The 23587-nt window shown below is 64.5% G+C and carries 22 protein-coding genes; 16 read left to right on the top strand and 6 right to left on the bottom strand.

Translation table 11 applies throughout. From position 1 onward, the window contains the following. Positions 1-10 precede the first annotated feature (10 nt). The 6 genes from NP945_RS00090 to NP945_RS00115 all read left to right on the top strand — a co-directional run bounded on the left by NP945_RS00090 (position 11) and on the right by NP945_RS00115 (position 7065). Positions 11-997, top strand: coding sequence for an ABC transporter substrate-binding protein (locus NP945_RS00090; protein ID WP_256745247.1), 987 nt, complete (start codon positions 11-13; stop codon positions 995-997). A gap of 92 nt (positions 998-1089) precedes the next feature. After that, the gene (locus NP945_RS00095) at positions 1090-2793 is read left to right on the top strand and encodes an iron ABC transporter permease (RefSeq protein ID WP_256745248.1); all 1704 of its coding nucleotides are present in this window, start codon (positions 1090-1092) and stop codon (positions 2791-2793) included. Continuing rightward, positions 2781-3860 carry an ABC transporter ATP-binding protein gene (locus tag NP945_RS00100; protein WP_256745249.1) on the top strand — a complete coding sequence of 360 codons (1080 nt, stop codon included), beginning with the start codon at positions 2781-2783 and terminating at the stop codon, positions 3858-3860. The genes NP945_RS00095 and NP945_RS00100 overlap by 13 nt, the downstream gene beginning before the upstream one ends. Continuing rightward, positions 3860-5026, top strand: a complete 1167-nt coding sequence (locus NP945_RS00105; RefSeq protein ID WP_256745560.1) for an MBL fold metallo-hydrolase — start codon at positions 3860-3862, stop codon at positions 5024-5026. The genes NP945_RS00100 and NP945_RS00105 overlap by 1 nt, the downstream gene beginning before the upstream one ends. Beyond that, the gene (locus NP945_RS00110) at positions 5023-5781 is read left to right on the top strand and encodes a 5'/3'-nucleotidase SurE (RefSeq protein ID WP_256745250.1); all 759 of its coding nucleotides are present in this window, start codon (positions 5023-5025) and stop codon (positions 5779-5781) included. The genes NP945_RS00105 and NP945_RS00110 overlap by 4 nt, the downstream gene beginning before the upstream one ends. A gap of 108 nt (positions 5782-5889) precedes the next feature. Beyond that, positions 5890-7065 carry a DUF930 domain-containing protein gene (locus tag NP945_RS00115; protein ID WP_256745251.1) on the top strand — a complete coding sequence of 392 codons (1176 nt, stop codon included), beginning with the start codon at positions 5890-5892 and terminating at the stop codon, positions 7063-7065. Here NP945_RS00115 and NP945_RS00120 read toward each other — a convergent pair. Both NP945_RS00120 and NP945_RS00125 read right to left on the bottom strand, forming a co-directional pair. Continuing rightward, positions 7062-7736 (bottom strand): HAD family phosphatase, encoded by a 675-nt coding sequence (locus NP945_RS00120; protein WP_256745252.1) that lies wholly within the window; start codon positions 7734-7736, stop codon positions 7062-7064. The genes NP945_RS00115 and NP945_RS00120 overlap by 4 nt on opposite strands. Positions 7737-7830: 94 nt before the next feature. Beyond that, complete coding sequence (locus NP945_RS00125) at positions 7831-8472, bottom strand: hypothetical protein (RefSeq protein ID WP_128309425.1); 642 nt, start codon at positions 8470-8472, stop codon at positions 7831-7833. 194 nt (positions 8473-8666) lie between these two features. Between NP945_RS00125 and NP945_RS00130 the strand changes: the two genes are divergently transcribed. The 5 genes from NP945_RS00130 (at position 8667) to ptsP (ending at position 13497) form a co-directional block, all read left to right on the top strand. Next, complete coding sequence (locus NP945_RS00130; RefSeq protein ID WP_127269447.1) at positions 8667-9104, top strand: transcriptional regulator GutM; 438 nt, start codon at positions 8667-8669, stop codon at positions 9102-9104. An 88-nt stretch (positions 9105-9192) separates the two neighbouring features. Then, positions 9193-9954, top strand: a complete 762-nt coding sequence (locus NP945_RS00135) for a PTS glucitol/sorbitol transporter subunit IIC (protein ID WP_013529328.1) — start codon at positions 9193-9195, stop codon at positions 9952-9954. Positions 9955-9970: 16 nt separating this feature from the next. Continuing rightward, entirely contained in the window at positions 9971-10972 is a 1002-nt protein-coding gene (locus NP945_RS00140; protein ID WP_127295941.1) for a PTS glucitol/sorbitol transporter subunit IIB, read from the top strand. 109 nt (positions 10973-11081) lie between these two features. Further along, the gene (locus tag NP945_RS00145) at positions 11082-11462 is read left to right on the top strand and encodes a PTS glucitol/sorbitol transporter subunit IIA (protein WP_013529330.1); all 381 of its coding nucleotides are present in this window, start codon (positions 11082-11084) and stop codon (positions 11460-11462) included. 55 nt (positions 11463-11517) lie between these two features. Continuing rightward, positions 11518-13497: a phosphoenolpyruvate--protein phosphotransferase gene (gene ptsP / locus NP945_RS00150; protein WP_256745253.1), complete on the top strand. Its 1980-nt coding sequence runs from the start codon at positions 11518-11520 to the stop codon at positions 13495-13497. A gap of 14 nt (positions 13498-13511) precedes the next feature. Here ptsP and NP945_RS00155 read toward each other — a convergent pair whose 3' ends face one another. Beyond that, the gene (locus tag NP945_RS00155; protein ID WP_256745254.1) at positions 13512-14315 is read right to left on the bottom strand and encodes a hypothetical protein; all 804 of its coding nucleotides are present in this window, start codon (positions 14313-14315) and stop codon (positions 13512-13514) included. Positions 14316-14470: 155 nt separating this feature from the next. On the opposite strand from NP945_RS00155, the gene NP945_RS00160 reads away from it, so the two are divergent. Further along, positions 14471-15481 (top strand): sugar-binding transcriptional regulator, encoded by a 1011-nt coding sequence (locus NP945_RS00160; protein ID WP_023811047.1) that lies wholly within the window; start codon positions 14471-14473, stop codon positions 15479-15481. Here NP945_RS00160 and NP945_RS00165 read toward each other — a convergent pair. Genes NP945_RS00165 through NP945_RS00175 form a run of 3 tightly spaced genes read right to left on the bottom strand, consistent with a single transcriptional unit; the run spans position 15468 to position 18641 of the window. Beyond that, positions 15468-16319, bottom strand: a complete 852-nt coding sequence (locus tag NP945_RS00165) for a TIGR01459 family HAD-type hydrolase (RefSeq protein WP_256745255.1) — start codon at positions 16317-16319, stop codon at positions 15468-15470. The genes NP945_RS00160 and NP945_RS00165 overlap by 14 nt on opposite strands. Further along, positions 16316-17590, bottom strand: a complete 1275-nt coding sequence (locus NP945_RS00170; protein WP_256745561.1) for an FGGY-family carbohydrate kinase — start codon at positions 17588-17590, stop codon at positions 16316-16318. The genes NP945_RS00165 and NP945_RS00170 overlap by 4 nt, the downstream gene beginning before the upstream one ends. A gap of 7 nt (positions 17591-17597) precedes the next feature. Then, positions 17598-18641: a class II aldolase/adducin family protein gene (locus tag NP945_RS00175; protein WP_256745256.1), complete on the bottom strand. Its 1044-nt coding sequence runs from the start codon at positions 18639-18641 to the stop codon at positions 17598-17600. Positions 18642-18834: 193 nt separating this feature from the next. On the opposite strand from NP945_RS00175, the gene NP945_RS00180 reads away from it, so the two are divergent. Genes NP945_RS00180 through NP945_RS00195 form a run of 4 tightly spaced genes read left to right on the top strand, consistent with a single transcriptional unit; the run spans position 18835 to position 23523 of the window. Next, the gene (locus NP945_RS00180) at positions 18835-19611 is read left to right on the top strand and encodes a DeoR/GlpR family DNA-binding transcription regulator (protein WP_127397171.1); all 777 of its coding nucleotides are present in this window, start codon (positions 18835-18837) and stop codon (positions 19609-19611) included. Continuing rightward, positions 19608-20987 carry a carbohydrate kinase gene (locus NP945_RS00185; RefSeq protein WP_256745257.1) on the top strand — a complete coding sequence of 460 codons (1380 nt, stop codon included), beginning with the start codon at positions 19608-19610 and terminating at the stop codon, positions 20985-20987. The genes NP945_RS00180 and NP945_RS00185 overlap by 4 nt, the downstream gene beginning before the upstream one ends. Then, on the top strand, positions 20984-22528 hold the full coding sequence (locus NP945_RS00190) for a sugar ABC transporter ATP-binding protein (protein WP_256745258.1): 1545 nt from the start codon (positions 20984-20986) through the stop codon (positions 22526-22528). The genes NP945_RS00185 and NP945_RS00190 overlap by 4 nt, the downstream gene beginning before the upstream one ends. Beyond that, complete coding sequence (locus NP945_RS00195) at positions 22525-23523, top strand: ribose ABC transporter permease (protein WP_127266680.1); 999 nt, start codon at positions 22525-22527, stop codon at positions 23521-23523. The genes NP945_RS00190 and NP945_RS00195 overlap by 4 nt, the downstream gene beginning before the upstream one ends. Positions 23524-23587: the final 64 nt, after the last annotated feature.

A 23587-nucleotide genomic window follows, 5' to 3' on the forward strand; every position in this document is an offset into this window, starting at 1 on the left:
GGAGGTCTCATTGAAGACGCACTTCATCAAGCTGCTGGCCAGCCAGCTGGCGCTCGCGGCAACTTTGTTTGCCGGCGTGGCAAACGCCGAAACACTGACGCTCTACACGTCTCAGCCGGAAGCCGACGCGGCCAAAACCGTGGATGCCTTCAAGAAGGCGCAGCCCGGCATCGACGTGACCATCTATCGCTCGGGAACGAGCGACATCCTGACCAAGATGGCGGCCGAGTTTGCCGCCGGCAGCCCGCAGCCCGACGTGCTTCTGATCGCCGATGCGGTCTCGATGGAGCTGTTGAAGAAGGACGACCGGCTGCTGCCCTATCCCGAGGCAAAGCTCGACGGCATCGAGGCGGATGCCTATGATGCCGACAAGACCTATTTCGGCAGCAAGCTGATCACCACCGGCATCGTCTACAACACTGCGGCGGCCGAGAAGCCGCAGCATTGGGCCGATCTTGCGAAGCCCGCCTATGCCGATGGCCTGGTCATGCCGAGCCCGCTCTATTCGGGTGCGGCCGCCTACCTGCTTTCAGGCTTCGTCGGCGACGCCGATTATGGCTGGGATTTCTTCCAGAAGCTGAAGACCAACAACACCGTCAGCGTGCGCGGCAATGGTGCGGTGCTGAAGTCGGTGGCATCAGGCGAAAAGCCCTATGGCATCCTCGTCGACTTCATGGCGATGAACGCCAAGAAGAAGGGTTCCCCGGTCGAGTTCGTGTTCCCCTCGGAAGGTGTGCCGGCGGTGACCGAACCGGTCGCCATCATGAAGACCGCCAGGAATGTCGATGGCGCCAAGAAGTTCGTCGACTTCATTCTTTCCGATGACGGCCAGAAGCTGGCGCTTTCGATGGGCTATCTGCCGGCGCGCGCCTCGGTCGGCCGCCCCGAATGGCTGCCGGAAGGCGTCAAGGTCAAGGTGATGTCGTTCGACACCAAGGCAATCGTCGCCAAAACCGACGCCGACAAGGCGAAGTTCTCGGAACTGTTCGGCGGCTGAGCCGGCAATCCCGTCAGGGATGCCGTCCCAGCGGCACCCCTGACGGGAAAAACCCCGATCGCATCGGCTGATCGACCCCAGGAAACGCAATCATGTCCACACGGATCAGGGAAAGCCGGGGCCAGGAAATGGTCCTGACGGCGGCGGTAGCCATCGTCATCGTCCTGCTTTCGCTGCTGCCGATGCTGCGCCTGATCAAGGAGATTGTGGCACCCGGTGGCACGCTGTCGACCGTCGCGATAAAGGCGGGGCTCGCCAGTCCGGCGACCTGGATCGCCACCTGGCACACACTGGTCGTCGGTATCGGCGGCACCCTGCTTGCGGTGCTGTCGGGAACGCTGGTGGCCGTCCTCGTCACTCTGACCGATATCCGCGCTCGCGGCGCCATGGTGCTCTGTTACGTCATGCCCTTGATGATCGCACCGCAGGTGACGGCGCTGGCCTGGCTGCAATTGTTCGGCCCGGCAAGCCCGTTCCTCAAGCTGTTCGGGGCGGCACCGCCGCTCGGGACCAGGAATCCGCTCTATTCGACATCGGGCATCATCCTGCTGCTCGGCGTGCAGTATGGGCCGCTGGTTTTCCTGCTGGTGCGCGCCGGCCTGCGCAAGCTGCCGCGCGAGCTGGTCGAAGCGGCGCGAGCGGGCGGTGCCGGCTGGTTCACCGTGCTGGTCACCATCGTGCTGCCGTTGATGACGCCGTCGATCATGGCCGCCGCCGCACTTGCCTTCGTCTCCTGCGTCGGCAATTTCGGCATTCCGGCCTTTCTGGGCATTCCCGCCAACTATCTCGTGCTGCCGACCCTGATCTATCAGAAGCTGGCCGGCGGCGGTCCTGCCGTGCTCGGCGAAACCGCGTTCCTGTCGGTGCTGATCGGCATCATCGCCATGGCCGGTATCCTTGCCCAGGAGATCATGAGCCGCCGCCGCGACTATCGCATCAGCTCCACATCGCTTTCGGCCGAGCCCTATGAACTCGGCCGCTGGCGGCCCGCCGTGCAGGCCGGCATGTGGCTGCTGATCATCGTGGTGCTGTTCCTGCCGCTGTTCGGGCTGGTTCTGACATCGCTGGTGCCGGGCTACGGCATCGCGCTCACCGCCAAGACGGTGACGCTCGACAATTATCGCTTCGTGCTGTTCGAGCATGACGCGGCCGGCCGCGCCTTCTTCAACAGCTTCTGGCTGTCGATCGCGGCGGCCTTCTTCGCGGTCCTGGTTGCCGTGCCGATCGGCTATCTGATCGCCTGGGGCAAGCAGCGCTGGGTGCGGCTGCTCAATCTGTCGGTCGAGCTCCCCTACGCTTTGCCCGGCGTGGTGCTGGCGATCGCCTCGCTGCTCATGTTCCTGCGGCCGATCCCGCTCACCGGCATCCAACTCTACAACACCGTCTGGATCATCCTCTACGCCTATCTTGCCCGCTTCCTGGTGCTGGCGCTGCGGCCAACCATCAGCGGCTATCACCAGATCGACCGGGCGCTGGAGGAGGCTGCGCAAGTGGCCGGCGCCGGGCTGTTCACGCGCATGCGCACGATCATCTTTCCCTTGGTGGCACCGGCGGCGATCGCCGGCGGCCTGCTGATCTTCATGACGGCGCTGAGCGAACTCACCGTTTCGGCGCTGCTGTGGTCGTCGGGCTCGGAAACCATCGGCGTGGTGATGTTCTCCTTCGAGCAGGGCGGCGATTCCAACTATGCGGCGGCGATGTCCGTCATCACCGTGGCGGTCACCTTCGTGCTGATGCTGGTGACCAATCTGCTTGCCCCCTACCTTCCTACCGGAGTGCTGCCATGGCGCGATTGAGCCTGGACAATGTGACCAAGAGCTTCGCCAATTTCGATGCCGTCAAGGACGTGTCGATCGACGTCGCCGACGGCGAGTTCCTGGCGGTGCTCGGCCCTTCCGGCTGCGGCAAGACGACGTTGCTGAGGCTGGTGGCCGGATTCGAGAAAGTGACTTCGGGCGAAATCCGCATCGGCAGCGAGGTCGTGTCGGGCAAGGGCGGCAGCGTCGCGCCGGAAAAGCGGCGCGTCGGCATCGTCTTCCAGAACTATGCGCTGTGGCCGCATATGACGGTGGCCGAGAACATCGGTTATTCGCTGAAGGTGGCGAAGCTCGACAAGGCTGTCGCCCGCCGGAAGGTTGAAGACGCACTCGCCCTTGTCAATCTGCAAGGGCTGGGCGATCGCCGGCCGGCCAATCTTTCCGGCGGCCAGCGCCAGCGCGTGGCGCTGGCGCGCTGCCTTGTCGCCGCGCCCTCGCTAGTGCTGTTCGATGAGCCGCTGGCCAATCTCGACGTGCATCTGAGGGCATCGATGGAGGACGAGTTCGCATCCTTCCACAAGCGCACCGGCACCACCATCGTCTACATCACCCATGATCAGGCCGAGGCGATGGCATTGGCCGACCGCATCGCGGTGATGGATGGCGGGCGCCTTGCCCAGCTGGCGACGCCGCACGAGCTCTATCATGAGCCGGCAAATGAAATGGTCGCATCCTTCATTTCGCAAGGCATTTTGCTGCCCGCGGATGTGTTGAGCGCGGAAGAAAGAGGCCACTGCAAGGTCCGGGTTCTCGGGACTGAACTGATTGTCCGCTGCCGGCCAGGCGAGCGGCCGCGCGCTGGCGCTAAGGTCTGCTGCCGGTCGGCCGATCTCGACGTGTCGCCGGACGGTCCCGGCTTCGATGGCCTGGTCAAGCGGGTGATCTATCAGGGTGGCTCGGCGCGCATCGAATTCACGCCTTCGACCAGTCCCGATCTCACCTTGCATTTCGAACAGCCCGACCCGGTTGTGCTGGAGAGCGGAGCCCAGGCGCGTCTGCGGATACGGTCCGGCTGGCTGATCCCGGCGGCGGGGGCGGCATCGTGATGATGCTCGACCTGCTCGGCGGCTTTGGCGAAAAGGGCCGCACCAGTCTTGCTGTCAGCAGCGGCAAGGATCGCATCCTGCTCGACGTCGGCATCAAGGTCGGCGCCTCGGGCGCGGACTACTATCCGGTGCTGAACGGGTCGGTCGCCGACATCGACGCGCTGTTCGTCTCGCATGCGCATGAGGATCATGTCGGCGCGCTGAGCTGGCTGCTGTCGCGCGGCTATGCCGGCCGGATCTTCATGACGGCCGAGACCCGCAATGAGGCGCCTGCCACGCTCGCGGGCTATGCTGAGCCCGAGGATTTCAGGCGGTTCCCTTTTCCCGAAGACCGCATTGAATTGTTCGAACCCGGCGATACGCTGAAGAGCGGAAATCTCGCGATCCAGACGGGACGCTCGGGGCATGTCGTGGGCGGCGTCTGGTTTGCCGTGGACGATGGCGAGAGCCTCGTCGCCTATTCGGCCGATGTGGTGCCGGACAGCAATGTGTTCGTCATGGACACGATCCCGCACTGCGATCTTCTTGTCCTCGACGCCTCCTATGGTGCCGATCCCGTGCCGGGGGCGGCGCGTGCGCGTGAAATCTCGCAGTGGGTTGCGAGGCATTCGGGCGGGTGTCTTTTGCCGACGCCGCTCTCGGGTCGGTCGCTGGAGCTGATCGCGGCCTTGCCTGGGCCGTTCGCGATCCATGCCGGTATGCGTTCGTCGCTGGAAGCGCAGATCGGCGCCACGGCATCCCTGTTGCCAGGTGTCTCAGAACTCTTGCTTCGCCGCCTGCAAGACGCAGCCGACTGGACCGATGCTGATCCCCTGCCGTCCACGCCGTTGCTGGCGGATGACGGCATGGGTGAAGCCGGCCCGTCATCGCGCCTCTTGCCGCGTGCCGACCATTCCGGTTTTCCGGTGCTGCTTACCGGCCATCTGCCGTCAGGCTCGCCGGGCGATCTGTTGCACAAGGCCGGCCGAGCGGACTGGGTGCGCATGCCGACCCATCCGACGCTGCCGGGCAATGTCGACATCTGGGAGAAGGCCGGTCGTCCCGCCGCACTCGGTCATTCCTGCACGCCGGACCTTCTCGGCGATCTGCAAACCCACATCCCGTCGCTGCGCACGCAATGCCGCACCGGCCAGCGCATAGTGGTGTCGAAGGCAAGAAAACGATGAGAATTCTGATCTGCAACGACGACGGCATCGAAGCGCCGGGGCTTGCCCGTCTGGTCAATGCGGCCGGCGCGTTGAGCGACGATGTCTGGGTGATCGCGCCCGACGGCAAGCGCACCGCTGCCGGCTCGTCATTGACGATTGCCAGGCCGTTGACCATGCGGCGCGTCAAACCGAACTGGTACTCCTGTTCCGGCACCCCGGCCGATTGCGTGGTAAGCGCCATGACCTGGCTGTTCGCCGATTCCGAGAAACCGGGCCTTTTACTGTCGGGCGTCAACGATGGCCGCAACGTTGCCGAGGATATTGCCTATTCCGGTACGCTCGGCATTGCGCGGGAGGCGACCTTCTGGGGCGTTCCAGCCATCGGCTTCTCACGCGTGAAAAATCCTGATTTCACCGATGGCGACGACCAATGGCTTGGCGCGCTGATCACTTCATTGTGGCACTCGCGCGCCGACTGGGCCGCTGAGGGTCATTGGCTGAGCATCAACCTGCCGACCTCGCTGCCGGCCGAAATCCGGCAGCCGCGCATCGGTCGCGACAAGATCGCTCGCAAGGCAGAGATCGTGGAAAGCGATGGCGATCGCACTATCATCACGGTGCCGCGCGGTCGGGCCCATGACAGCCAGCCGGGTGACGAAAACGAGGCGATCGATGCCGGCTTCATCAGCATCAACCGGCTGAACTGGTTTGGCGAGACACGGCTGGACGAACGGTTTCTGGACGGGATCCCGCGCCAGCGGCAAACTGGCTGACCTGGGGTCTGCGCGTCGTCATCCGATCACCAACCTGTCAGCGGTTAAATCAAGCCAATCCACCACCTATGCTTGAAGCCGCCGCTATTTCATTCCACATCGGTGAGGATGAAGGGCGAGACAGGAGAACGGCGGCGGCATCTGCTGTGGGCTTTGCCCGCATCGCTGATCCTGCATGCGCTCATCGCGGCGTTTCTGGTCTATGGCCTGCCGAGACCCGAGCAGCAGCCGGTTCAGCAGGAACAGCCCGTCAATGTCGCGATCGTGCCGCCACCCGAGAAGCCCAAGCCGAAACCTGCTCCAAAGCCACCTGAGCCGACACCTGAAAAGAAGGCTGAAAAGCCGCCTGAACAAAAGCCGCCTCCGGAACCGCCGAAGCCGCCAGACGACCAGGTTCTGAAGCGCGTTTTCCAGTACGGCCAGAAAGATACCGGGCCGGAGAAATCGCTCGACGGAAGCAGCGCTAAGCCCAGCACGCCGTCGCCGGCCAAGGATGAGGCGGCGAAGCCGCCTGTAGCACCGACACCCACGCCAACCCAGCCCGCCCCGCCTGCAACGCCACAGCAGAAGGCAGAGCCCAGCAAGTCTGACGAGAAGCCAGCCACCGCTGCGCCGGACGAAAAGCCCGCGCAAAGCGAGGAGAAGCAGGCGACCGAGGAAACCGACAAACAGCAGCCGGACAAACAGGAACCCGCACCGCAACCCGCCGAAAAGCAAGCCGTCGTGACGCCAAAGCCATCGGCGGCTGAGATCGGCGACAAGCCGGCGCCTCCAGCCTCGACTGGAAAGGCAAAGCCCAAAGCCAAACCTGCCAAGACAATGACGTTCAAGCCCGCAAGAGCTTTCAAAGCGCCGATCGGGAATGCTGGAAGGTCAAATCCCACCAACGACGACGTTGCAGGATCACCGATCTATTCCGGCCTTCCGGGCGTCAGAAAGCTTTACTCGCAAGGGGCAACCGGCAATGCGTTCGCTACAAGCTCCATGGAGAATGTTCCGCGCGGTCAACGCGTGGCCACCCTTTGCGGCAATGTCCTCAGCCGGGAACTGCAAAGTGCCGACTATACGGTCAAATGGGTGCCAACCATTACGCTGGACAAAGGCAATGTTCTCAATCCTCCGCAGGCCGCCTTCAGCACCAGAAACGCCTGGTACAACCTAAATTTCCGATGCGAAGTCGACGCCGATGCGACGAGGGTCCTGTCCTTCAACTTCCGTGTGGGCTCATTGGTGCCGCCTGGCGAATGGGCCAGCCGTGGATTCACAAAGTATCGTCTAAACTAGGCCGGCACACCAAACCTAGCCAATTGCCGGCTAACTTCTTGCCAGTCGGCGCAGACGAAATCGGCACCGGCAGCTGTCAGCCGCGCGGCGTGCTCGGCATAGGTATGGCCGCCACCGGTGTAGCCGATCGCCGTCATGCCGGCGGCGACCGCGCCCTGGATGCCGAAGGGCGAGTCCTCGATGACGATGCAGTCAACGGGATTGGCGCCGATCTTGTCCGCCGCGAAGAGGAAGATGTCCGGCGCGGGCTTGCCGTTCTTGACCATCGAGGAGCTGTAGATCGCATCGCCGAAGAAACGCGCCAGCCCGGTCACGGCAAGGCTGTGGTTGATACGCTCGACGGAGGAGGACGAGGCAACGCAGCGACCGCCCGCAAGCGTCTCGAGGAACGCAGCGATTCCCGGTGTCGGCTTCAATTCCTGCGAGAACAGCACCTTGGTCTCGGCCCAGATGTCGCCGTCCGCCGCCGCCGGAAATTGGTGGCCGGTCAAATCCTTGATCCTGGCGATGATATCGGACTGCTTCATGCCGATGCATTGGGCGATGATGCTGGTGTTGACACCGGGCATGCCGTGCTTTTCGTAGACGCGCTCATAGGCGCGGGCGGCCAGCGGCTCGCTGTCGACAAGAACGCCGTCGCAATCGAAAATAATAGGCCTTGGTCGCGCCACGCGTTTCCCTCTCGAGTCAATTTTCGCACATCGCTATCGACAAAAAGTCAAATGTTCAATAGCGCGTGCGTTTTTGAGGGCGCGAAGAGCGGGCTCAAAGCTGGCGCAACGCATCGCTCGCACGGGAAGAGCCGAGCGCCCGTTGCATGGCTTGCCGGGACTGCGCGCGATCCGGGGTGATCCAGTTCGGTTCGGCGCCGAGAAAGCGGTCGAGGAAAGCCACCGCATAGGCCGGCATCTCGGTCACGTTCTCGCGATAGGACCACCATGTGCGCAAATCGTCGGCGCATTTGTCGATGCCGGGTGCCGTGCCGAATTCCTGCTCGTGGATCGCCGAAATCACCGAGACGCAGTAGTTGGTGTAGAGGAAACCCTCCGGCCAGAAGCGGACGATTTCCAGCGTGCCGGCGTTCGTATCCGTCTCGACCAGCTGGGTGAGGCCGGAGATTTCTTTTGCCGGCGCCTGTTTTATCAACTCGCGCAGCACGAGGCCGGCGGCAAAGACGATGAAGTCGGCGCGGTCGATCGCGGCGAAGCGCTTCTGCGCCTCCATGATCTCGACCCAGTCGAGAAAGGCCCTGGTGAGCTTGGCCTCGTCGATCTCGAAGCGCACGCCGAACGTATCCGAGACCACCTTGGCGCTGCCGCGAAAAGTGGCGCGGAACCAGCGCAGCTGCCGCAGCCGATGGCGAAGATCGGGCATCAAGGCCAGTTCGTCCCTGAAGGGCAGATCCATATTCCTCGTATCCTGTTTCCGGTCAGCCTAGCACAACGGTGACACGGCCGAAATCGGTCAGCGCCCTTGTGGATGGCCGCAGCCGAGGCCAATATCATACATATTGACATTCTCGGAAACAAATGTTCTCACTTTGCTGTTGTCACGCGCCGGTCCAAGGTGCGGTTCAACTGAGGCTTCGGGAGGAGAACCGAATGGCGATTTGGCAGTGGGGACTGCTTCTGCTGGTTATTGTGTGGGCGCTGCAGTCGCTCGGCGTCTGGCTGCAGATGCGGCACTATTCGGATGTCTTCAGGGGCGTCACCGACCAGTACAAGGACGGCTTCGTCGGAGCCGGCAATTTTCGCGGCCGTTTGGCCAAGGGCACCATCGCGCTCGTCGTGGTGACACCCGATCTGGTCGTGCGCCGCCTGATGGTGATGAGCGGCCGTTCCGTCTTCACCAAGTTCAAAAGACATGAAGAGTTCGAGGGTGTTCCCCTCGATAAACTCCGGTCCAACCCTGCAATCATGGGGGAGGGGGAACCCGGTGTGGCCGAGGCCGTGAAACGAGCGATCGAGCAGATCGACAAGACACGGTCGGAGCCGGGGAAGAAGCCGGGCCTGTCCGGTTTGAATGTAGCAAGGGCTTAGAGCCGGAGGATTTCGGGCTCTAAATCAAAGGGATAGAGGACGCCGCGCACCGACTGGGATCAACTGGCGGGCGGCATAAGGAGGAGAAATGTCTGTATTTTCGTTGTTGGCGCAGCATGCCGACATGGCCGTGCACAATCTGCATGTCGCAGGTGCCATGGTCTCGGATGCCGCATTGCATGGCAAGCTCGCTGTCGAGCATGCCTCCGACCATCTCGTTGTCCTCGCACAAGCGGACAGCGGACCGATCACTGTCGATCAGTTCAAGGAAAAGCTGAAGGACGTCCAGCAGGAAGAGCAGCTCGGCTGGCTGACCGCCATCGGCAAGTACTTCATCGGCATCTTCCAGAAGGGCGGCGAGGTCTTCGCCGGCTTCGTCACCGGCATCATTCCGACGCTGGTGGTGCTGATGACGGCCTTCTACGCCGTCACCGAACTGGTCGGTGAAGAGCGCGTGCATGGTCTGGCGCGCGGCGCCGGCCGGATCGCGCTGACGCGCTACACGCTGTTGCCGCTGCTGGCGGTGTTCTTCCTCACCAATCCGATGGCCTATACGTTCGGATCGTTCCTGGAAGAAAAGCACAAGCCGGCCTTCTATGACGCGGCCGTATCCTATGTGCACCCGCCGCTCGGCCTGTTCCCGCACATCAATCCCGGCGAGTATTTCGTCTGGGGCGGCATTCTCGTCGCGCTGCTGGAGCTGGAAAAGAAGGGCGTCGTCGTCGCCGGCTACCACGTCAAGGTGGCGATCTGGTACGCCATCGTCGGCCTCGTCGTCATCCTGCTCAAGGGCATGCTGACCGAACGCATCACCGCGATCATGGCACGCCGCCAGGGCGTCGAGCTGTAAGGGCGGGGAGGACATCATGGCCAAGACATACAAAGCCGTAAGGATCACCCAGGGCAAAACCGGCTGGGGCGGCCCGCTCGTCATCGAGCCGACCGAACAGCGCAGCAAGGTTGTTTCCGTCACCGGTGGTGGCATCCACCCGGTGGCGCAGCTTATCGCCGACATGACCGGTGGCGAGGCCGTCGACGGCTTCAGGGCGCCACCGATCGAAAGCGAGATGGCGGTTGTCGTCGTCGACTGCGGCGGCACCGCACGATGCGGCGTCTATCCGCGCAAGCGCATCCCGACCGTCAATCTGACGCCGGTCGGTCAATCCGGGCCGCTGGCCCAGTTCATCACCGAGGACATCTACGTTTCGGGCGTGAAGCCGGCCAACATCACAATGGCGGACGGATCCGAAACGATCACGACTGCAGGGGGAGCAGCAGCGATGAGTTCAAGCAACAATGCGGCCGCGGCACCACAGCCGCTGCCGAGCGAAGGTGGACTGATCGGGCTCATCAGCACGATCGGCCGCGTCATGGGACGTATCGTCGGCATCTTCTTCAATGCCGGCCGCCGCACCATCGATCAGGTCATTCGCAACGTGCTGCCGTTCATGGCCTTCGTGACCATGCTCATCGGTCTGATCCTGTATACCGGCATCGGCGATGTGCTGGCGCAGCCGATGGGTCCGCTGGCCAACAACATCGTCGGCCTGCTGATCATCTCGGCGATCTGCGGCCTGCCGTTCCTGTCGCCCATCCTCGGGCCAGGCGCTGTCATCGCGCAGGTCATCGGCGTTGCCATTATCGGCCCGCAGATCGCCAACGGCACGATTTCGCCGGCGATGGCACTGCCGGCGCTGTTTGCCTACAATACCCAGGTGGGCTGCGACTTCGTCCCAGTCGGCCTGGCGCTCGGTGAGGCCAAGCCGAAGACGATCGAAATCGGCGTTCCGGCGGTGCTCATCAGCCGCCAGATCATGGGGCCGGTCTCGGTGCTGATCGCCTGGGTCGTCAGTCTGATCGTGTTCTAAGGCAACTCCGGGAAAAGCGCGCAATGCTTTCCCTTGGAAATTGCGTCAAAACAAAGAGATAGAGCGGTTCACCGCTCTAGGGAAAGTTGAGAAAAATGAGGTTCGCCATATGACGGTTCTGCTGAGAACACGGGTCACTGCCATCGGCCCCGAAGTGGCGGACCTTGCCGAAGGGGGCGTGGTCATCCTGTTTGCGGATGGCTCGCCGCCGGAGCTTGCCGAGGTTTCGGTGCTCCACAAGGCGGAGCAGGGACCAAGTGACGGAGCGCCCGCCAAGGGCGCTTCGATCACCCTCGGCCCGGTTGCCGCTGTTATCACAGCGGTCGGCTCCAGCGCGTGGAGCAAGGTGCTGGAAATGGGCCATGTCGTCATTTCGTTCAACGGCGCTACCGAGGCCGAGAGACCGGGCGAGATCTGTGCGTCGCAAGTCGATCCGCAAGCGCTCGTGGCCGCCCTGAAGACCGGCGCGATCATCACCATCGCCGCCTGACAGCATTCGCGCCGCGGCCTGTGTTGGGAGCGGCGCCCAAACCAGAGTATTTGCCATGGAACGCTCGACCATCGTCCGAGTGCATGAAGGTCTGCACGCCCGTCCCGCGACGCGATTCGTGAAGCTCGCCAAGGGCTTCGAATCCGACGTCGAACTGGTCAAGGACGGTAAAGCGGTCAGCGCCAAGAGTTCGGTCAAGCTGATGCTGCTGGCGGTCAAGGAGAACCAGGAAGTCACGGTGCGGGCGAATGGCGCCGATGCCATCGAGGCGCTCGAGGCGCTGATCGGCTATCTCGAGAATCCGCGGGCCGGCCTGGATGATGAAGCGGAAGCACAGAGCCCGGCGAACGATGCCGGGCAGGAAGTGGCACCCGCGCCGGGATCCGTGCCGGCGGCACCTGATGGGGCAAATCGCCTGCGCGGCGTGGCCGCCAGCGAAGGTTTCGCCATCGGCCCGGCCTTTGCGCATTTCCCACCCGATATCGCCGGACAGGGCCGCATGTTGCGGGCCGAGGAGGTCGAAGGCGAGATCGACAGGTTCCGCACGGCTGTCGGCGCGGTCCAGGCCCGCATGGATCATGCGTTGGCGCAGGACAGCCTGTCGGCTGGAGACCGCGGCATCGTCGCGGCGCTGCGCGATATCGCCGCCGACGACAGCCTGACCGGCGAGGCCGAGGGCCTGATCAAGGGCGGCAATGACGCGGTCTCCGCCGTCATCACCGCCGCCTCCACCATTGCCGCCGAATTCAGCGCGGTCGACGATCACTATCTCAACGCCCGGGCGGATGACGTTCATGCGGTCGGGCGGCAGATCTGCCTCGTGTTGCTAGGGCAGGACGATATCAGCCTCGAAAGCATCCCCGAAGGCGCTATCCTGATCGCCGACGACATCGGTGCCTGGGATCTGGCACGCGCGCCGCTGAAGCGTATCGGCGGCGTGGTGTGCGGCCATGGCGGCGCCACTTCGCACATCGCCATCATCGCGCGCTCGCACGGCATTCCGGCAGTGCTCGGCCTCGGCGGCCAGGTCAATGCCTTGCGCACCGCGCGAGAAGTCGCACTCGATGGCAATGCCGGCCATGTGATCATCGACCCCGACGCGGCGACCCGCGCCGATTTCGCCGGCCGCGTCGAAGCGGCGGCAAAGGAGCGCGCCGGACTGACCATCTTCAAGACGGTGACGCCGACGCTCGCCGACGGCAGGATCATCGAAGTCGCGGCCAATATCGGCTCACTTGAGGAAATCGAAGCGGCGCAAGAGGCTGGTGCCATGGGCATCGGCCTGTTCCGCACCGAGCTTTTGTTCATGCGCCATATGCATCTGCCCTCGGAAGACATGCAGGCCGAGACCTATGCGGCGCTGGCCAAGGCTTTTGCGCCTTATCCGGTCATTGTGCGCACGCTCGACATCGGCGGTGACAAGCCGATTGCCGGCATCGAATTTCCCGACGAGGAAAACCCGTTCCTCGGCTGGCGCGGCATCCGCATGTGTCTCGACCGGCCCGACATCTTCAAGCGCCAACTGCGGGCGCTGCTGCGCGCCGCCGTGCACGGCAACATCAAGGTGATGCTGCCGATGGTGTCCGACCTCTCGGAGGTCAGGCAGACGCGCGTGCTGGTTGACGAATGCACGGCCGAGCTGAAAGCCGAAGGCGTGCCGCACGCATCATTCGATCTCGGCGTCATGATCGAAACCCCGGCCGCCGTGCTGATCGCCCCGGCGCTGGCCAAGGAGGTCGCTTTCTTCTCGATCGGAACCAACGATCTGACCCAGTACATCATGGCCGCCGACCGGCTCAATCCGACCGTCGCCAAGCTCAACGACGTCACCAATCCAGCCGTCATGTCGGCGATCGAAATGACGGCAAAAGCCGGCGTCGCCGCCGGTATCATGGTCGGCATGTGCGGTGAGGCGGCCGGCCGTCCCGATCTCATTGCGACCTTCGTGAAGATGGGACTGACCGAACTCTCGATGAGCCCGGCTTCCATCCAGCGCGCCAAGAAAGCGATCATGGCCATGGCCGCTGAAGGCTAGCCCAGACCGGCTAATTACGGCAGATGGGCAAGCAAGGTGGCGAACACCGGTGTCAGTTCAGCGATCGGGTTTGCCTTGGCGCAGGCCTGAACGATGCGGTCGTGGCGAATATCCGCCGCCAATATCGCGATCTCCAGCATATCCGGCTCCGGCGCACCGTCGCTGCCGGTGGTCGCCAGGCCGCAGGCCAAAGCGAGCGGCGCCAGGCAGCTTATGTCGAGCGCCCGGCCGGCAATCGCGGCCGGCGTTTCCGGCACGGTCTCGGCAAAGCGGACCGGACGCTGGCTGAGGCACTCGACCAGCAGCGCCGAACAGATACCCGCGATTGCCTGCAGTCCGGCGCCTGGCGTGGCCAAGGCGGCCAGGAGGTCGCCATGCCGCTTGCGCATCGTGGCATGGACGGCCGCGAAATCGGCTTCGTGGATGCGGGCATTGTCGATGTTCAGGCCGGCAAGCACCGCCTTGGTCAGATAATACATATCGCGCCGGAACAGGCGCTCGGCGCTCAGCTGGCGGTCCTCGTTGCCGATCGGGAAATAGGTGCCGAGGCCCTTTACCGTCGTGCCGTCCACTTTGATCGGGCGCTCATGGGGGACGAAAGCTTCAGCGATCGACAGCGCCTCGTCGACGGCACTCGCGGCATGGCTGAGCAGGCCTTCGATGCCCTTGCCTGGAAACGGCGGCAGATGGCTGGTTGCTTCGCGCAGGATGCTGGTATCGCCGCTGCCGTCATGGCGGCTCTGGCGGATGATTTCGCGGACTTCCCGCAGCCGGTCCTTCAGATTGACGCGGACATCTTCGGAGATTTGTCGGAGCATCGCGGGTCGCCTTGAAATTTGCTGCGGATAGCCAACCGGGGCAGCCGCCACTCTCTACATTGTTCCTATCGATTGGTAGATCAATAGGCGATACTAGACCAGCATGCAGAATCGGCGGCAGCGCGCTCGTCCGTCGCCGCAGGGGAGAGACAGACTTGGGCAGACGACGACAGGGCGAAAGCGAAGACGGTCGAGGCGAGGCAACCGAGCAGGTCGCCAGCGAAAGCCGAACGGATCGCCTCAGGATTCGCGCCGCCTGGATGTATTTCGTCGAACAGATGACGCAGAACGAGATCGCCGACGTGCTCGGCGTCGGTCGCGTCACCATCGTGCGCATGCTGGCGGATGCCCGGGCGCGCAACGAAGTGAAGATCACCATCGAGAGCGAATTGTCGGAAATCGTGCGGCTTGAGCGCGCGCTGGAGAAGACGTTCGGGCTGCAGCAGGCGCTGGTGGCGCCGCTTTCGGCACCCGATGCCGATCCGATACCGGCGATCAGCGCCAAGACCGGCAGTTTCCTGTCGGACACGATGAAGTCCGGGATGCGGGTCGGCGTCGGCTGGGGGCAGACGCTGTTCTCGAGCCTGCCCTTCATCAGCGCCAAGTCGCTCACCGATTTCAAGGTGATTTCGCTGCTTGGCGGTGTCGGCGTCGTGCGCCGGGTAAACCCAGCCGAGTTCGCCTGGCGCTTCGCTCAGATATTCCAGGGCGACGGCTATCTGATGCCGACACCAGCCGTCGTCGACAGCGTCGAGACCAAGATCGCACTGATCGAGCGCTGCGGCCTGCAGGAGATTTTCGAAATGGCCGACGTGCTTGATGCCGTTCTGCTGAGCGTCGGCGGGATTGCCTCGGCCACCACCTTCTCTCGGGGCGGCTTTCTCAAGGAGGCGGATCGGGAGGCCCTGCTTGCGCGAGGCGCCGTGGGTGACCTCCTGTTCCATTTCTTCGACCGCAACGGCGATCTGGTCGACCATCCGGTCAACAGCCACGTGATGTCGGTGGATGTCGACCGTCTGCGCAAGGCGCCGATCCGTATCCTCACCTCCGGTGGCGAGGAGAAAACCGAAGCGCTGCTCGGCGCCATGACCCTCATCGCCCCAACCATCCTGATCACCGACGAGGAGAGCGCGCGGCGTATGCTGGAGGCGGTCAGCGGAAGCTGAAACTGTCCGTGATGTAGTCCGGCCAGGCCTGCTGTTCGTCGAAAACAGCGGCGAGATCCGGTGTGTCCGCCAGTATTCCGCTCAGCACCAGCGCGGTGGCGATGCCGGCGCTGTTTCCCCCCGATATATCGTGTTCGACGCTGTCGCCGACACAGACCACGGTGCCAGGGTCCGGCTCGCCGGCCAGCGCCAGCGCGGCTTCGAAAATCGCCTTGTCGGGCTTGCCGATACGGGTAACGCTGCCGCCCAGGCTTTCATAGAGATCGGCCAGACGGCCGGCGCCGAAGCGAGGGCCAACGGCCGTCAGCATGACGATGTCGGGATTGGTGCAGAAACACGGCACCCGCCGCTCTGCAGCCGGCGCGAACAGCCTGCGATAATGGTCGAGGTCAAAGCGGTCACCCTCGCTGGCCGCGATCAGCACCAGTTCGGCCTCATCGCCGGACCCGGTCAGCACAAAAGGCAGGCCCTCGATCGCGGAGCGGTCAGCTTCACGGCTGATCAGCAGACATTTTGTCCCTGGGCGCAGCTTCCCCGAAATCGCCATCTGCCTGAAGGATCGCCACGCCACCTCGCCGGAAGAGACGAAATGATCCCAGCTTCCCTGTTCGAAGCCGAGTTTTATGAGCCGGCTTTCGTTGGGTTGCGCCCGCCTGCCGGAGTTCGAAACCAGCACCACGGTCTTGCCGGCACGCTTCAGCGCCGACAGCGCTGCCACCGCGCCCGGATAGGGCCGTGTGCCGTCATGCAGCACGCCGAACTGGTCGAGCAGGAACACGTCGTAGCGCTCCGCCAGCGGCCCGATGCCGTCGAGACGTTCGATCGTTTTGGTGCTCATAGGAGTCCTGCCCGGCTTGCACCCATCAGCGCCAGTCGCGCCGTGCCGGCGGCGGCCTCGTCGGAAAGCGCGGGCAGGAAATCGACGCCGAGCCTGCGTCGCCGGATTGCCGTCCAGGCCGGGTTCGCCGCCCCGCCTCCGACGCTCCTGACCGATATCAGCGCGGGCGCGCCGAGTTCGGCAAGCCTGCCATAGCCGAGCGCCTCGATCGCGGCGATGCCTTCGAACATCGCTTTCAGATAATCGGCGTCGTCCGCCGGCCGGGGCGCAAGGCGAGGCGGCAGCGCCGGATCGGCGATCGGAAATCGTTCGCCCGTGGCGGGAAGCGGATAGTAATCGAGGCCGGTGTCTGTCTCCGGGTCGATTTTTGCGCTGAGTTCGATGATACGAGCGAGCGGAAAATGCTGAGCCAGCACCTTGCCGCCGGAATTCGACGCACCGCCCGCCAGCCAGGCGTTGCCGAGCCGGTGGCTGTAGATGCCGAAGCGCGGCGCCGCAATCGGCCGGTCGGACAGGATCTTGATGGTCAGCGAGGATCCCAGCGCAGTGACGCCGTCGCCGATCGCGGCAGCACCGGTCGCCAGGAACGAGGCGCAGCCATCCGTGGTGCCGGCGACAACGGCCACATCGCGCGGCAAGCCGAACAGTTCTCCGGCTTCCGCGGTGAGGGCGCCGGTGACTTCGCCCGGCTCGACCACGCGCGGCAGCAGCTCCACGCGCATTCCGGTCGCCGCGATCCATTCCGGCCAGCGGCGGGCCTCGACATCATAGCCTGTCTTCAGGGCATTGTTCTCGTCGCTGATGTCGAAGCGGCCGGAGAAGTTTCCGGCAATCCAGTCGGCCTGATGCAGCACCGCCGCAATGCCCGGCAGATGCTGGAAGCGCAGGGCCTTGGCGAGGCCGGATGTCGCTCCGTGCGCTGCACTTGCAGCCGGCGCGGTGCGGGCGATCACGGCCAGGACGTCGTCGTCATCGACCTTGTCGTTGTACATCAGCGGTTCGGCCAGCGGCCGCCCGGCGGCGTCGACCGGCAGCAGCGTGCCGGAGGTGCCGTCAACGGCGATGGCGCGGACCGCCGTGCGGTCGATGCCGGAAAGCAGCTCCGTCAGCACCGTCTTGACCGCTTGCCACCACGCCGTGGGAGCTCGCCCCTCGCTGCCAAACCTGTCGAGTGGGACGGCCGCGTGCCCGGCTATGGAAAAATCCGGGCGCATGGCGACGGCGCGCGCACCCGATGTGCCGATGTCGATGCCGATGGCAAGTGGCATCATGCCCATGCTAGCCGCCAGCCGCGTTTAGCTTCTGGCGATATTGCTCGGCGTCCCAGTTGGCCAGTTCGTCATTCTCGGAAGCGGTGAGATAGTTCAGCCGCGCGGCGACATCGATGCGCGCCGTCACGTCGGCGAGGCAGCGTTGCATGGCATCGGCGCCGGCACTGGCGTCGCCGCGCATCAGCACGCCTGCGCCGGGAAACAGGATCGCCGCAGGCGACGTGCCCAGTCGTGCAATGACATCGGCCACGGCCTCGCCTGGTTTCGCCACGACGGAGCCCTGGCCGAGGAAGATGACGTGGTCCGGATAGAGGCTGCCGGCCTGCGCCATGCGGCGGCTCTCAGGGTCGAGCGCAACCGCATGCGCTTCGACATCGGCCGGTAATCTGTAGCCGCTGCCGCCGGCAAGCGCCGCCAAGGCGTCGAGGTCGGGTGCGGCGGTCGCGCGCGCCGGCCGGGCCAGCAATGACCTGATACGGCGCAGCAGAAGCTCCGCCCCGGCGACGGTTTCGGCGGCGACGACCAGGCCGTGATTGCCAAGGATCAGCACGTCGACACCAGGCCGCAGTTTCTCGGCAATGCCGCGTGCAAGCGGCAGGCCGGGCCGGAAATAGGGCACATAGGCCCATTCGATGCCATCGAGCCGCCTGACGACCTCGGCCTCGCCATCGGCCTGCACGGCGAGCGAGATGGTGTCGACGCAATGGACATGCAGAACAACGCGCTGCGGCATCAGGGCGTGCACCGTGGTCTCGATCGACGGCCGCAGGCCGCGCGGGTTGAGCGCTGCAATGGTAAAACCCTGCGGCAGGTCGGCGGCGCGATCGCGCTGCTCGACGGCTTTCAGCAGCGGCGCCATCGCCACCGGCACCATGATGTCATCGACGAGCGCGTCCTTCAGCCAGGTGCCGGACGCCTTGATCCACAGTGTGTCGCCGGCTTTCAGCGAGGTGTTGCCGCCTGCCGCCTGGGTCAGGTGCGGGCTCTGCCCGATGCTGGCCGAAAGCGCCCGCAAGGCCGCCAGTTCCTGCGCATCAGCTTGGGTCGCCATGGCGCTTTTCCTCCAACGGCTCGGCCGTGTCCTGCGCGAAATCCCGTTGCCGGGGTCGAATTGGCGCTGATATCGCAGATACGAGTGATCTACGTCAATAGTGATATACTATCATCAAAACGCGCTTGCAATCTGGCTAATGTTGAGTAAGTTGCACCAACTGCCATGGAAAATGGCATCCGGGAGGAAAAAATTGAGCGACTCCGGCCGCCAGCGTCAGATCGTCGAACTGCTGCGGGATCGTCCGTTCGCTTCGGTGCGCGAGCTGCAGGAACGGCTTGGCGTTTCGGCCGCGACGGTCAGGCGCGATATCGACAGGATCGACGAAGCCGGCGAAGCGCGGAAGGTCTATGGCGGCATCTCGGCACTCGACGGCGCTTCCCAGGCCGGTGTCGCCTACGCCCGGCCCTATGACGAGAACCGCGACCTTGCGGTCGAGGCCAAGCGGCAGATCGCCGCTCTGGCGGCGACCATGGTGCGTGACGGCGACGCCGTCATCGTGCATGGCGGCTCGACCTGCTTCCATCTCGGGGTCAAGCTCGCCGAGCGCAACATCCGCCTCTACACCAACTCGATGCCGCTGGCGGCCTATCTCAGCGACCACGGCCATTGCAGCCTGACGGTTGCCGGCGGTGATCTGCATCGCGAACCCGGCATCATCCATTCGCTCACCCAGGCCGTGCCCTTCTACGCCTCCAAATTCTTTCTCGGCACGCAAGGCCTTGGCCAGGAAGGCGTGATGGAATCGCACCCGCTGCTGGTACGCTCGATCGTCGATCTCAGCCTCTGCGCCGACCAGATCGTGGTGCTGGCCGACAGCCGCAAACTGTCGATCCACGCGCGCAATGTCGCGCTGCCGCTTTCCCGCATCGGCACGCTGGTCACCGATGACGGCCTCTCCGACGCCGATGCGCGCATGCTGGAAGACGCCGGCGTCATGGTGCGGATAGCCTCGGGAGCCATCCAGTGAAGGTGGCTGTCCTCGATTTCGGCAAGACCAATTCGAAGCTGTTCGTCTTCAGCCAGGACGGGCGGATCATCGACGAGCGCCGGACCCAGCCGAAATGGGTGCGCCAAGACGGTTTCAGTGTGCTCGACGAGGCGGCGCTCCACCATTGGGCGCTCAGCGCCGTTGCCGATGCGGTCGACGGTCATGGAGTGGAAGGGGTCATGGTGTCGGGCCATGGCTGCACCTTTGCCTTGGTCGACGAGGCGGCGCTGACGCATCCGATCCTCGATTACGAGCAAGAGCCGCCGGCCGAGATTGCCGCGCGGATCGATCGCCGCATTCCGGACTTTTCCGAGACGTTCTCGCCGCGGCTGCCGCTCGGCTTCAACTACGGCCGCCACATGCTGTGGCTGCAGGAGGTCGATCCGGACGCGTTCGCTGCGTCGAAATCGATCCTCGGCTATCCGCAATACTGGAGCTGGCGCCTTGGCGGGCGGGCGGTCTCGGAAGTGTCCTATCTCGGCTGCCATTCGCATCTGTGGGCGCCGCGCAGCCAAGACTTTTCCTCGCTGGTCGACGCGCAGGGCTGGCGTGACCGGATGCCTGCCTTCGAGCGCGCCGGCACTGTTATCGGCGAGCACCGCCTCGGCGCCGCGGCGCGACCGATCGCCATCCACAACGGCGTCCATGACTCGAATGCGGCGCTGCATGCCTATCGCCGGCAGGAGCTTGGCCCGGTCACCGTCGTTTCGACCGGCACCTGGGTCATCGTGCTCAATCCGGACTGCCCGCTCGACGCACTCGACCGGGATCGCGACATGCTGGTCAACGTCGATGTCGGCGGCGGCCCAGTGCCGACCATCCGCTTCATGGGCGGGCGCGAATTCGCAACAATCAGCGCCGGCTGGCAAGGCGAGATCGCCGGCCCAGTGGTGCAGCGGGTGATCGATGCCGGCATCATGGCGCTGCCGAGCTTTGCGCCGGGCGGGCCGATGTCGGGGCATTCCGGCCGACTGGTCGGGCGCGCGCCCAATGCCGAGGAACGCGCGGCCGCGGCGCTGCTCTATGTCGCGCTGATGGTCGATCTCTGCCTCGACCTCATCCATTCGAACAACACCGTGATCGTCGATGGCGGGCTGAACACAGGCGGTGTGCTCGCCGGGCTGCTGGCGCAGTTGCGTCCCGGCCAGGCCTTCCTGCAGGGCGCCACGCTTGAAGGCAGCGCCACGGGTGCCGCGGCGCTCGCCTTCGAGAGCGTCGGGCGCGAATTCGCCGCCGAAGTTCCGGAGCCGGTGCGCGCATCGCGTTTCACCGGGTTGGCAGGCTATCGCAGCAATTGGCGTGACGCCACCATGGACCGCGGCGTCGCTGGTGTGGCAGTGGGAGGCGCGCGATGAGTGCGATTGCCAGGGCCGAGACGGCGCGCCAGCCGGTGCTGGAGATGCGGCACATCTCCAAGACGTTCGGCGCCATCCGTGCCCTGCACGATGTCTCGCTCAGCGTCCACGCCGGCGAGCTGCACGCCCTGATGGGCGAGAACGGCGCCGGCAAGTCGACATTGATGAAAGTGCTTTCAGGCGCCTATCGGCCGGATGCCGGCGGCGAGATCCTGATCGACGGCATGCCGGCCGCGACCGGCGATCCGATCAAGGCGCGCGCCAGCGGCGTCGCGGTGATCTATCAGGAGCTGTCGCTGGCGCCCAATCTGACGGTGGCGCAAAACATCTTCCTCGGCAACGAGCCGCGACGCTTCGGCATCGTCGACCGCGACCAGTGCACCCGGCGCGCCAGGGAGATCATCGCGCGTCTGGGCGTCTCCTTTTCGGCCCGCGACATGGTCTCCAGCCTGTCGCTCGGCGAGCGCCAATTGGTCGAGATCGCCCGCGCGCTGTCGACCAATGCGCGCATCATCGTCATGGACGAGCCGACCACGTCGCTGACCTCGCGCGAGACCGACCGGCTGTTCGAGGTCATCGCGACGCTGAAATCGCAAGGCATCGCCATCATCTACATCAGTCACCGCATGGAAGAGGTCTACCAGCTTGCCGATCGCGTCAGCGTGCTGCGCGACAGCGGTTATGTCGGTACGCTCGAGCGTGCCGACCTCAGCGCCTCGCGCCTGGTGTCGATGATGGTCGGCCGCGATCTGTCGGCTTTCTACAAGAAGGATCATCGGCCGCCGGACGAAAAGCGCGCGGTGGCGCTCTCGGTGCGTGGCATGTCCGACGGCCGTCTCCTGAAAAACTGTTCGTTCGACCTGCACAAGGGCGAGGTGCTGGCGCTGGCGGGTCTGGTCGGCTCCGGCCGTACCGAGCTTGCGCGGCTGATCTTCGGCGCCGACAGGCGCGTGTCAGGCACGCTGGAACTCGACGGCAAAACGATCTCCATCGGCTCGCCGCGCGAGGCGCTCGATGCCGGCATCGCCTATCTGACCGAGGACCGCAAGGAACTTGGCCTGTTCCTCGACATGTCGATTTCCGACAACATCAGCATGGGCGTGCTGGCGCGGGATTCGCGCGCCGGCGGCTTGCGCGACTTCGCGACCGCCGAAAGGCGCGCTTCCAAGGCTGTTGCCGATCTCTCCATCCGCACCAGTTCGGTGCAGGCCAATGCCGGCTCGCTGTCGGGCGGCAACCAGCAGAAGGTGCTGCTCGCCCGCCTGCTCGAAACCGAGCCGAAGGTCGTCATCCTGGACGAGCCGACCCGCGGCGTCGATGTCGGGGCGAAATCGGAAATCTACCGGCTGATCGACAATCTCGCCAAACAGGGCATTGCCATCCTGATGATCTCCAGCGAACTGCCCGAGGTGATCGGCGTCGCCGACCGCGTGCTGGTGATGCGCGACGGCACGATATCGGGCGAGGTGACGGCGTCGCAAGGCGAACCGCTAAGCCAGGAAAAAATCATGGAACTTGCAACGGGAGCGGCTCAGCAATGACCGACAAGGCGACCGAGATCAGCGCAGGCGGCCAGGCCACCGGCACAAGCCGACGGTTGCGCACGGCTTTCGCTGCCCTTGGCATGCTGCCGGTGCTGATCCTGCTGGCGGCCGGCTTCCAGTTCCTGAACCCGCGCTTCCTGACGGAGACCAATCTTCTGATCGTCACCCAGCAGTCGTCGATCAACATCGTGCTGGCGGCCGGCATGACCTTCGTCATCTTGACCGGCGGTATCGACCTGTCCGTCGGCGCCATCCTCGCCGCATCGGCGATGGTGGCGGTGATGGTGTCGCTGGTGCCGGACTGGGGTTTGCTCGGCGTGCCGGCGGCCATTCTGGTTGGCCTCGGCTTCGGCCTCATCAACGGGCTGCTCATCGCCTACATCAAGCTGCCGCCCTTCATCGTCACGCTGGGTTCGCTGACCGCGGTGCGCGGTGTCGCCCGCCTGCTCGGCCAGGACACCACGGTGTTCAACTCGGACCTGCCGTTCGATTTCATCGGCAACGGTTCGCTGTTCGGCATTCCGTGGCTGGTCATCATCGCGCTGTCGGTGGTTGTGCTGTCCTGGCTGGTGCTCAAGCGCACCGTGCTCGGCACCTGGATCTATGCCGTCGGGGGCAATGCCGAAGCGGCGCGGCTGACCGGTATCAAGGTGCCGCTGGTGCTGCTCTTCGTCTATGGCGTTTCCGGCCTGCTGGCCGGTCTTGGCGGTGCCATGTCGGCGGCCCGGCTCTACGCCGCCAACGGCTTGCAACTGGGCCAGTCCTACGAACTCGACGCCATTGCCGCTGTCATCCTCGGCGGCACCAGCTTCGTCGGCGGCGTCGGCTCGATCTGGGGCACGCTGATCGGCGGCCTGATCATCGCGGTGCTCTCCAACGGGCTCATCTTGGCCGGTGTCTCAGACATCTGGCAGTACATCATCAAGGGATTGGTCATCATCGTGGCGGTCGCCCTCGACCGCTACAGGCTCCAGGCAGGAGCAAGAACGTGATTGACCTTAGTCGCCGGCGTCAACGACCGGTTTGTGTAACGCACCGTGAGAGGCGCGGGGCAAT

The organism is Mesorhizobium sp. LMG17149 (assembly GCF_024518695.1).
Lineage (GTDB): Bacteria > Pseudomonadota > Alphaproteobacteria > Rhizobiales > Rhizobiaceae > Mesorhizobium.

Coding starts and splice junctions, on each gene's coding strand:
- NP945_RS00095 (WP_256745248.1), top strand. CDS start 1,090: ATGTCCACACGGATCAGGGAAAGCCGGGGCCAGGAAATGGTCCTGACG.
- NP945_RS00100 (WP_256745249.1), top strand. CDS start 2,781: ATGGCGCGATTGAGCCTGGACAATGTGACCAAGAGCTTCGCCAATTTC.
- NP945_RS00105 (WP_256745560.1), top strand. CDS start 3,860: ATGATGCTCGACCTGCTCGGCGGCTTTGGCGAAAAGGGCCGCACCAGT.
- NP945_RS00110 (WP_256745250.1), top strand. CDS start 5,023: ATGAGAATTCTGATCTGCAACGACGACGGCATCGAAGCGCCGGGGCTT.
- NP945_RS00115 (WP_256745251.1), top strand. CDS start 5,890: ATGAAGGGCGAGACAGGAGAACGGCGGCGGCATCTGCTGTGGGCTTTG.
- NP945_RS00125 (WP_128309425.1), bottom strand. CDS start 8,472: ATGGATCTGCCCTTCAGGGACGAACTGGCCTTGATGCCCGATCTTCGC.
- NP945_RS00130 (WP_127269447.1), top strand. CDS start 8,667: ATGGCGATTTGGCAGTGGGGACTGCTTCTGCTGGTTATTGTGTGGGCG.
- NP945_RS00135 (WP_013529328.1), top strand. CDS start 9,193: ATGTCTGTATTTTCGTTGTTGGCGCAGCATGCCGACATGGCCGTGCAC.
- NP945_RS00140 (WP_127295941.1), top strand. CDS start 9,971: ATGGCCAAGACATACAAAGCCGTAAGGATCACCCAGGGCAAAACCGGC.
- NP945_RS00145 (WP_013529330.1), top strand. CDS start 11,082: ATGACGGTTCTGCTGAGAACACGGGTCACTGCCATCGGCCCCGAAGTG.
- ptsP (WP_256745253.1), top strand. CDS start 11,518: ATGGAACGCTCGACCATCGTCCGAGTGCATGAAGGTCTGCACGCCCGT.
- NP945_RS00155 (WP_256745254.1), bottom strand. CDS start 14,315: ATGCTCCGACAAATCTCCGAAGATGTCCGCGTCAATCTGAAGGACCGG.
- NP945_RS00165 (WP_256745255.1), bottom strand. CDS start 16,319: ATGAGCACCAAAACGATCGAACGTCTCGACGGCATCGGGCCGCTGGCG.
- NP945_RS00170 (WP_256745561.1), bottom strand. CDS start 17,590: ATGATGCCACTTGCCATCGGCATCGACATCGGCACATCGGGTGCGCGC.
- NP945_RS00175 (WP_256745256.1), bottom strand. CDS start 18,641: ATGGCGACCCAAGCTGATGCGCAGGAACTGGCGGCCTTGCGGGCGCTT.
- NP945_RS00190 (WP_256745258.1), top strand. CDS start 20,984: ATGAGTGCGATTGCCAGGGCCGAGACGGCGCGCCAGCCGGTGCTGGAG.
- NP945_RS00195 (WP_127266680.1), top strand. CDS start 22,525: ATGACCGACAAGGCGACCGAGATCAGCGCAGGCGGCCAGGCCACCGGC.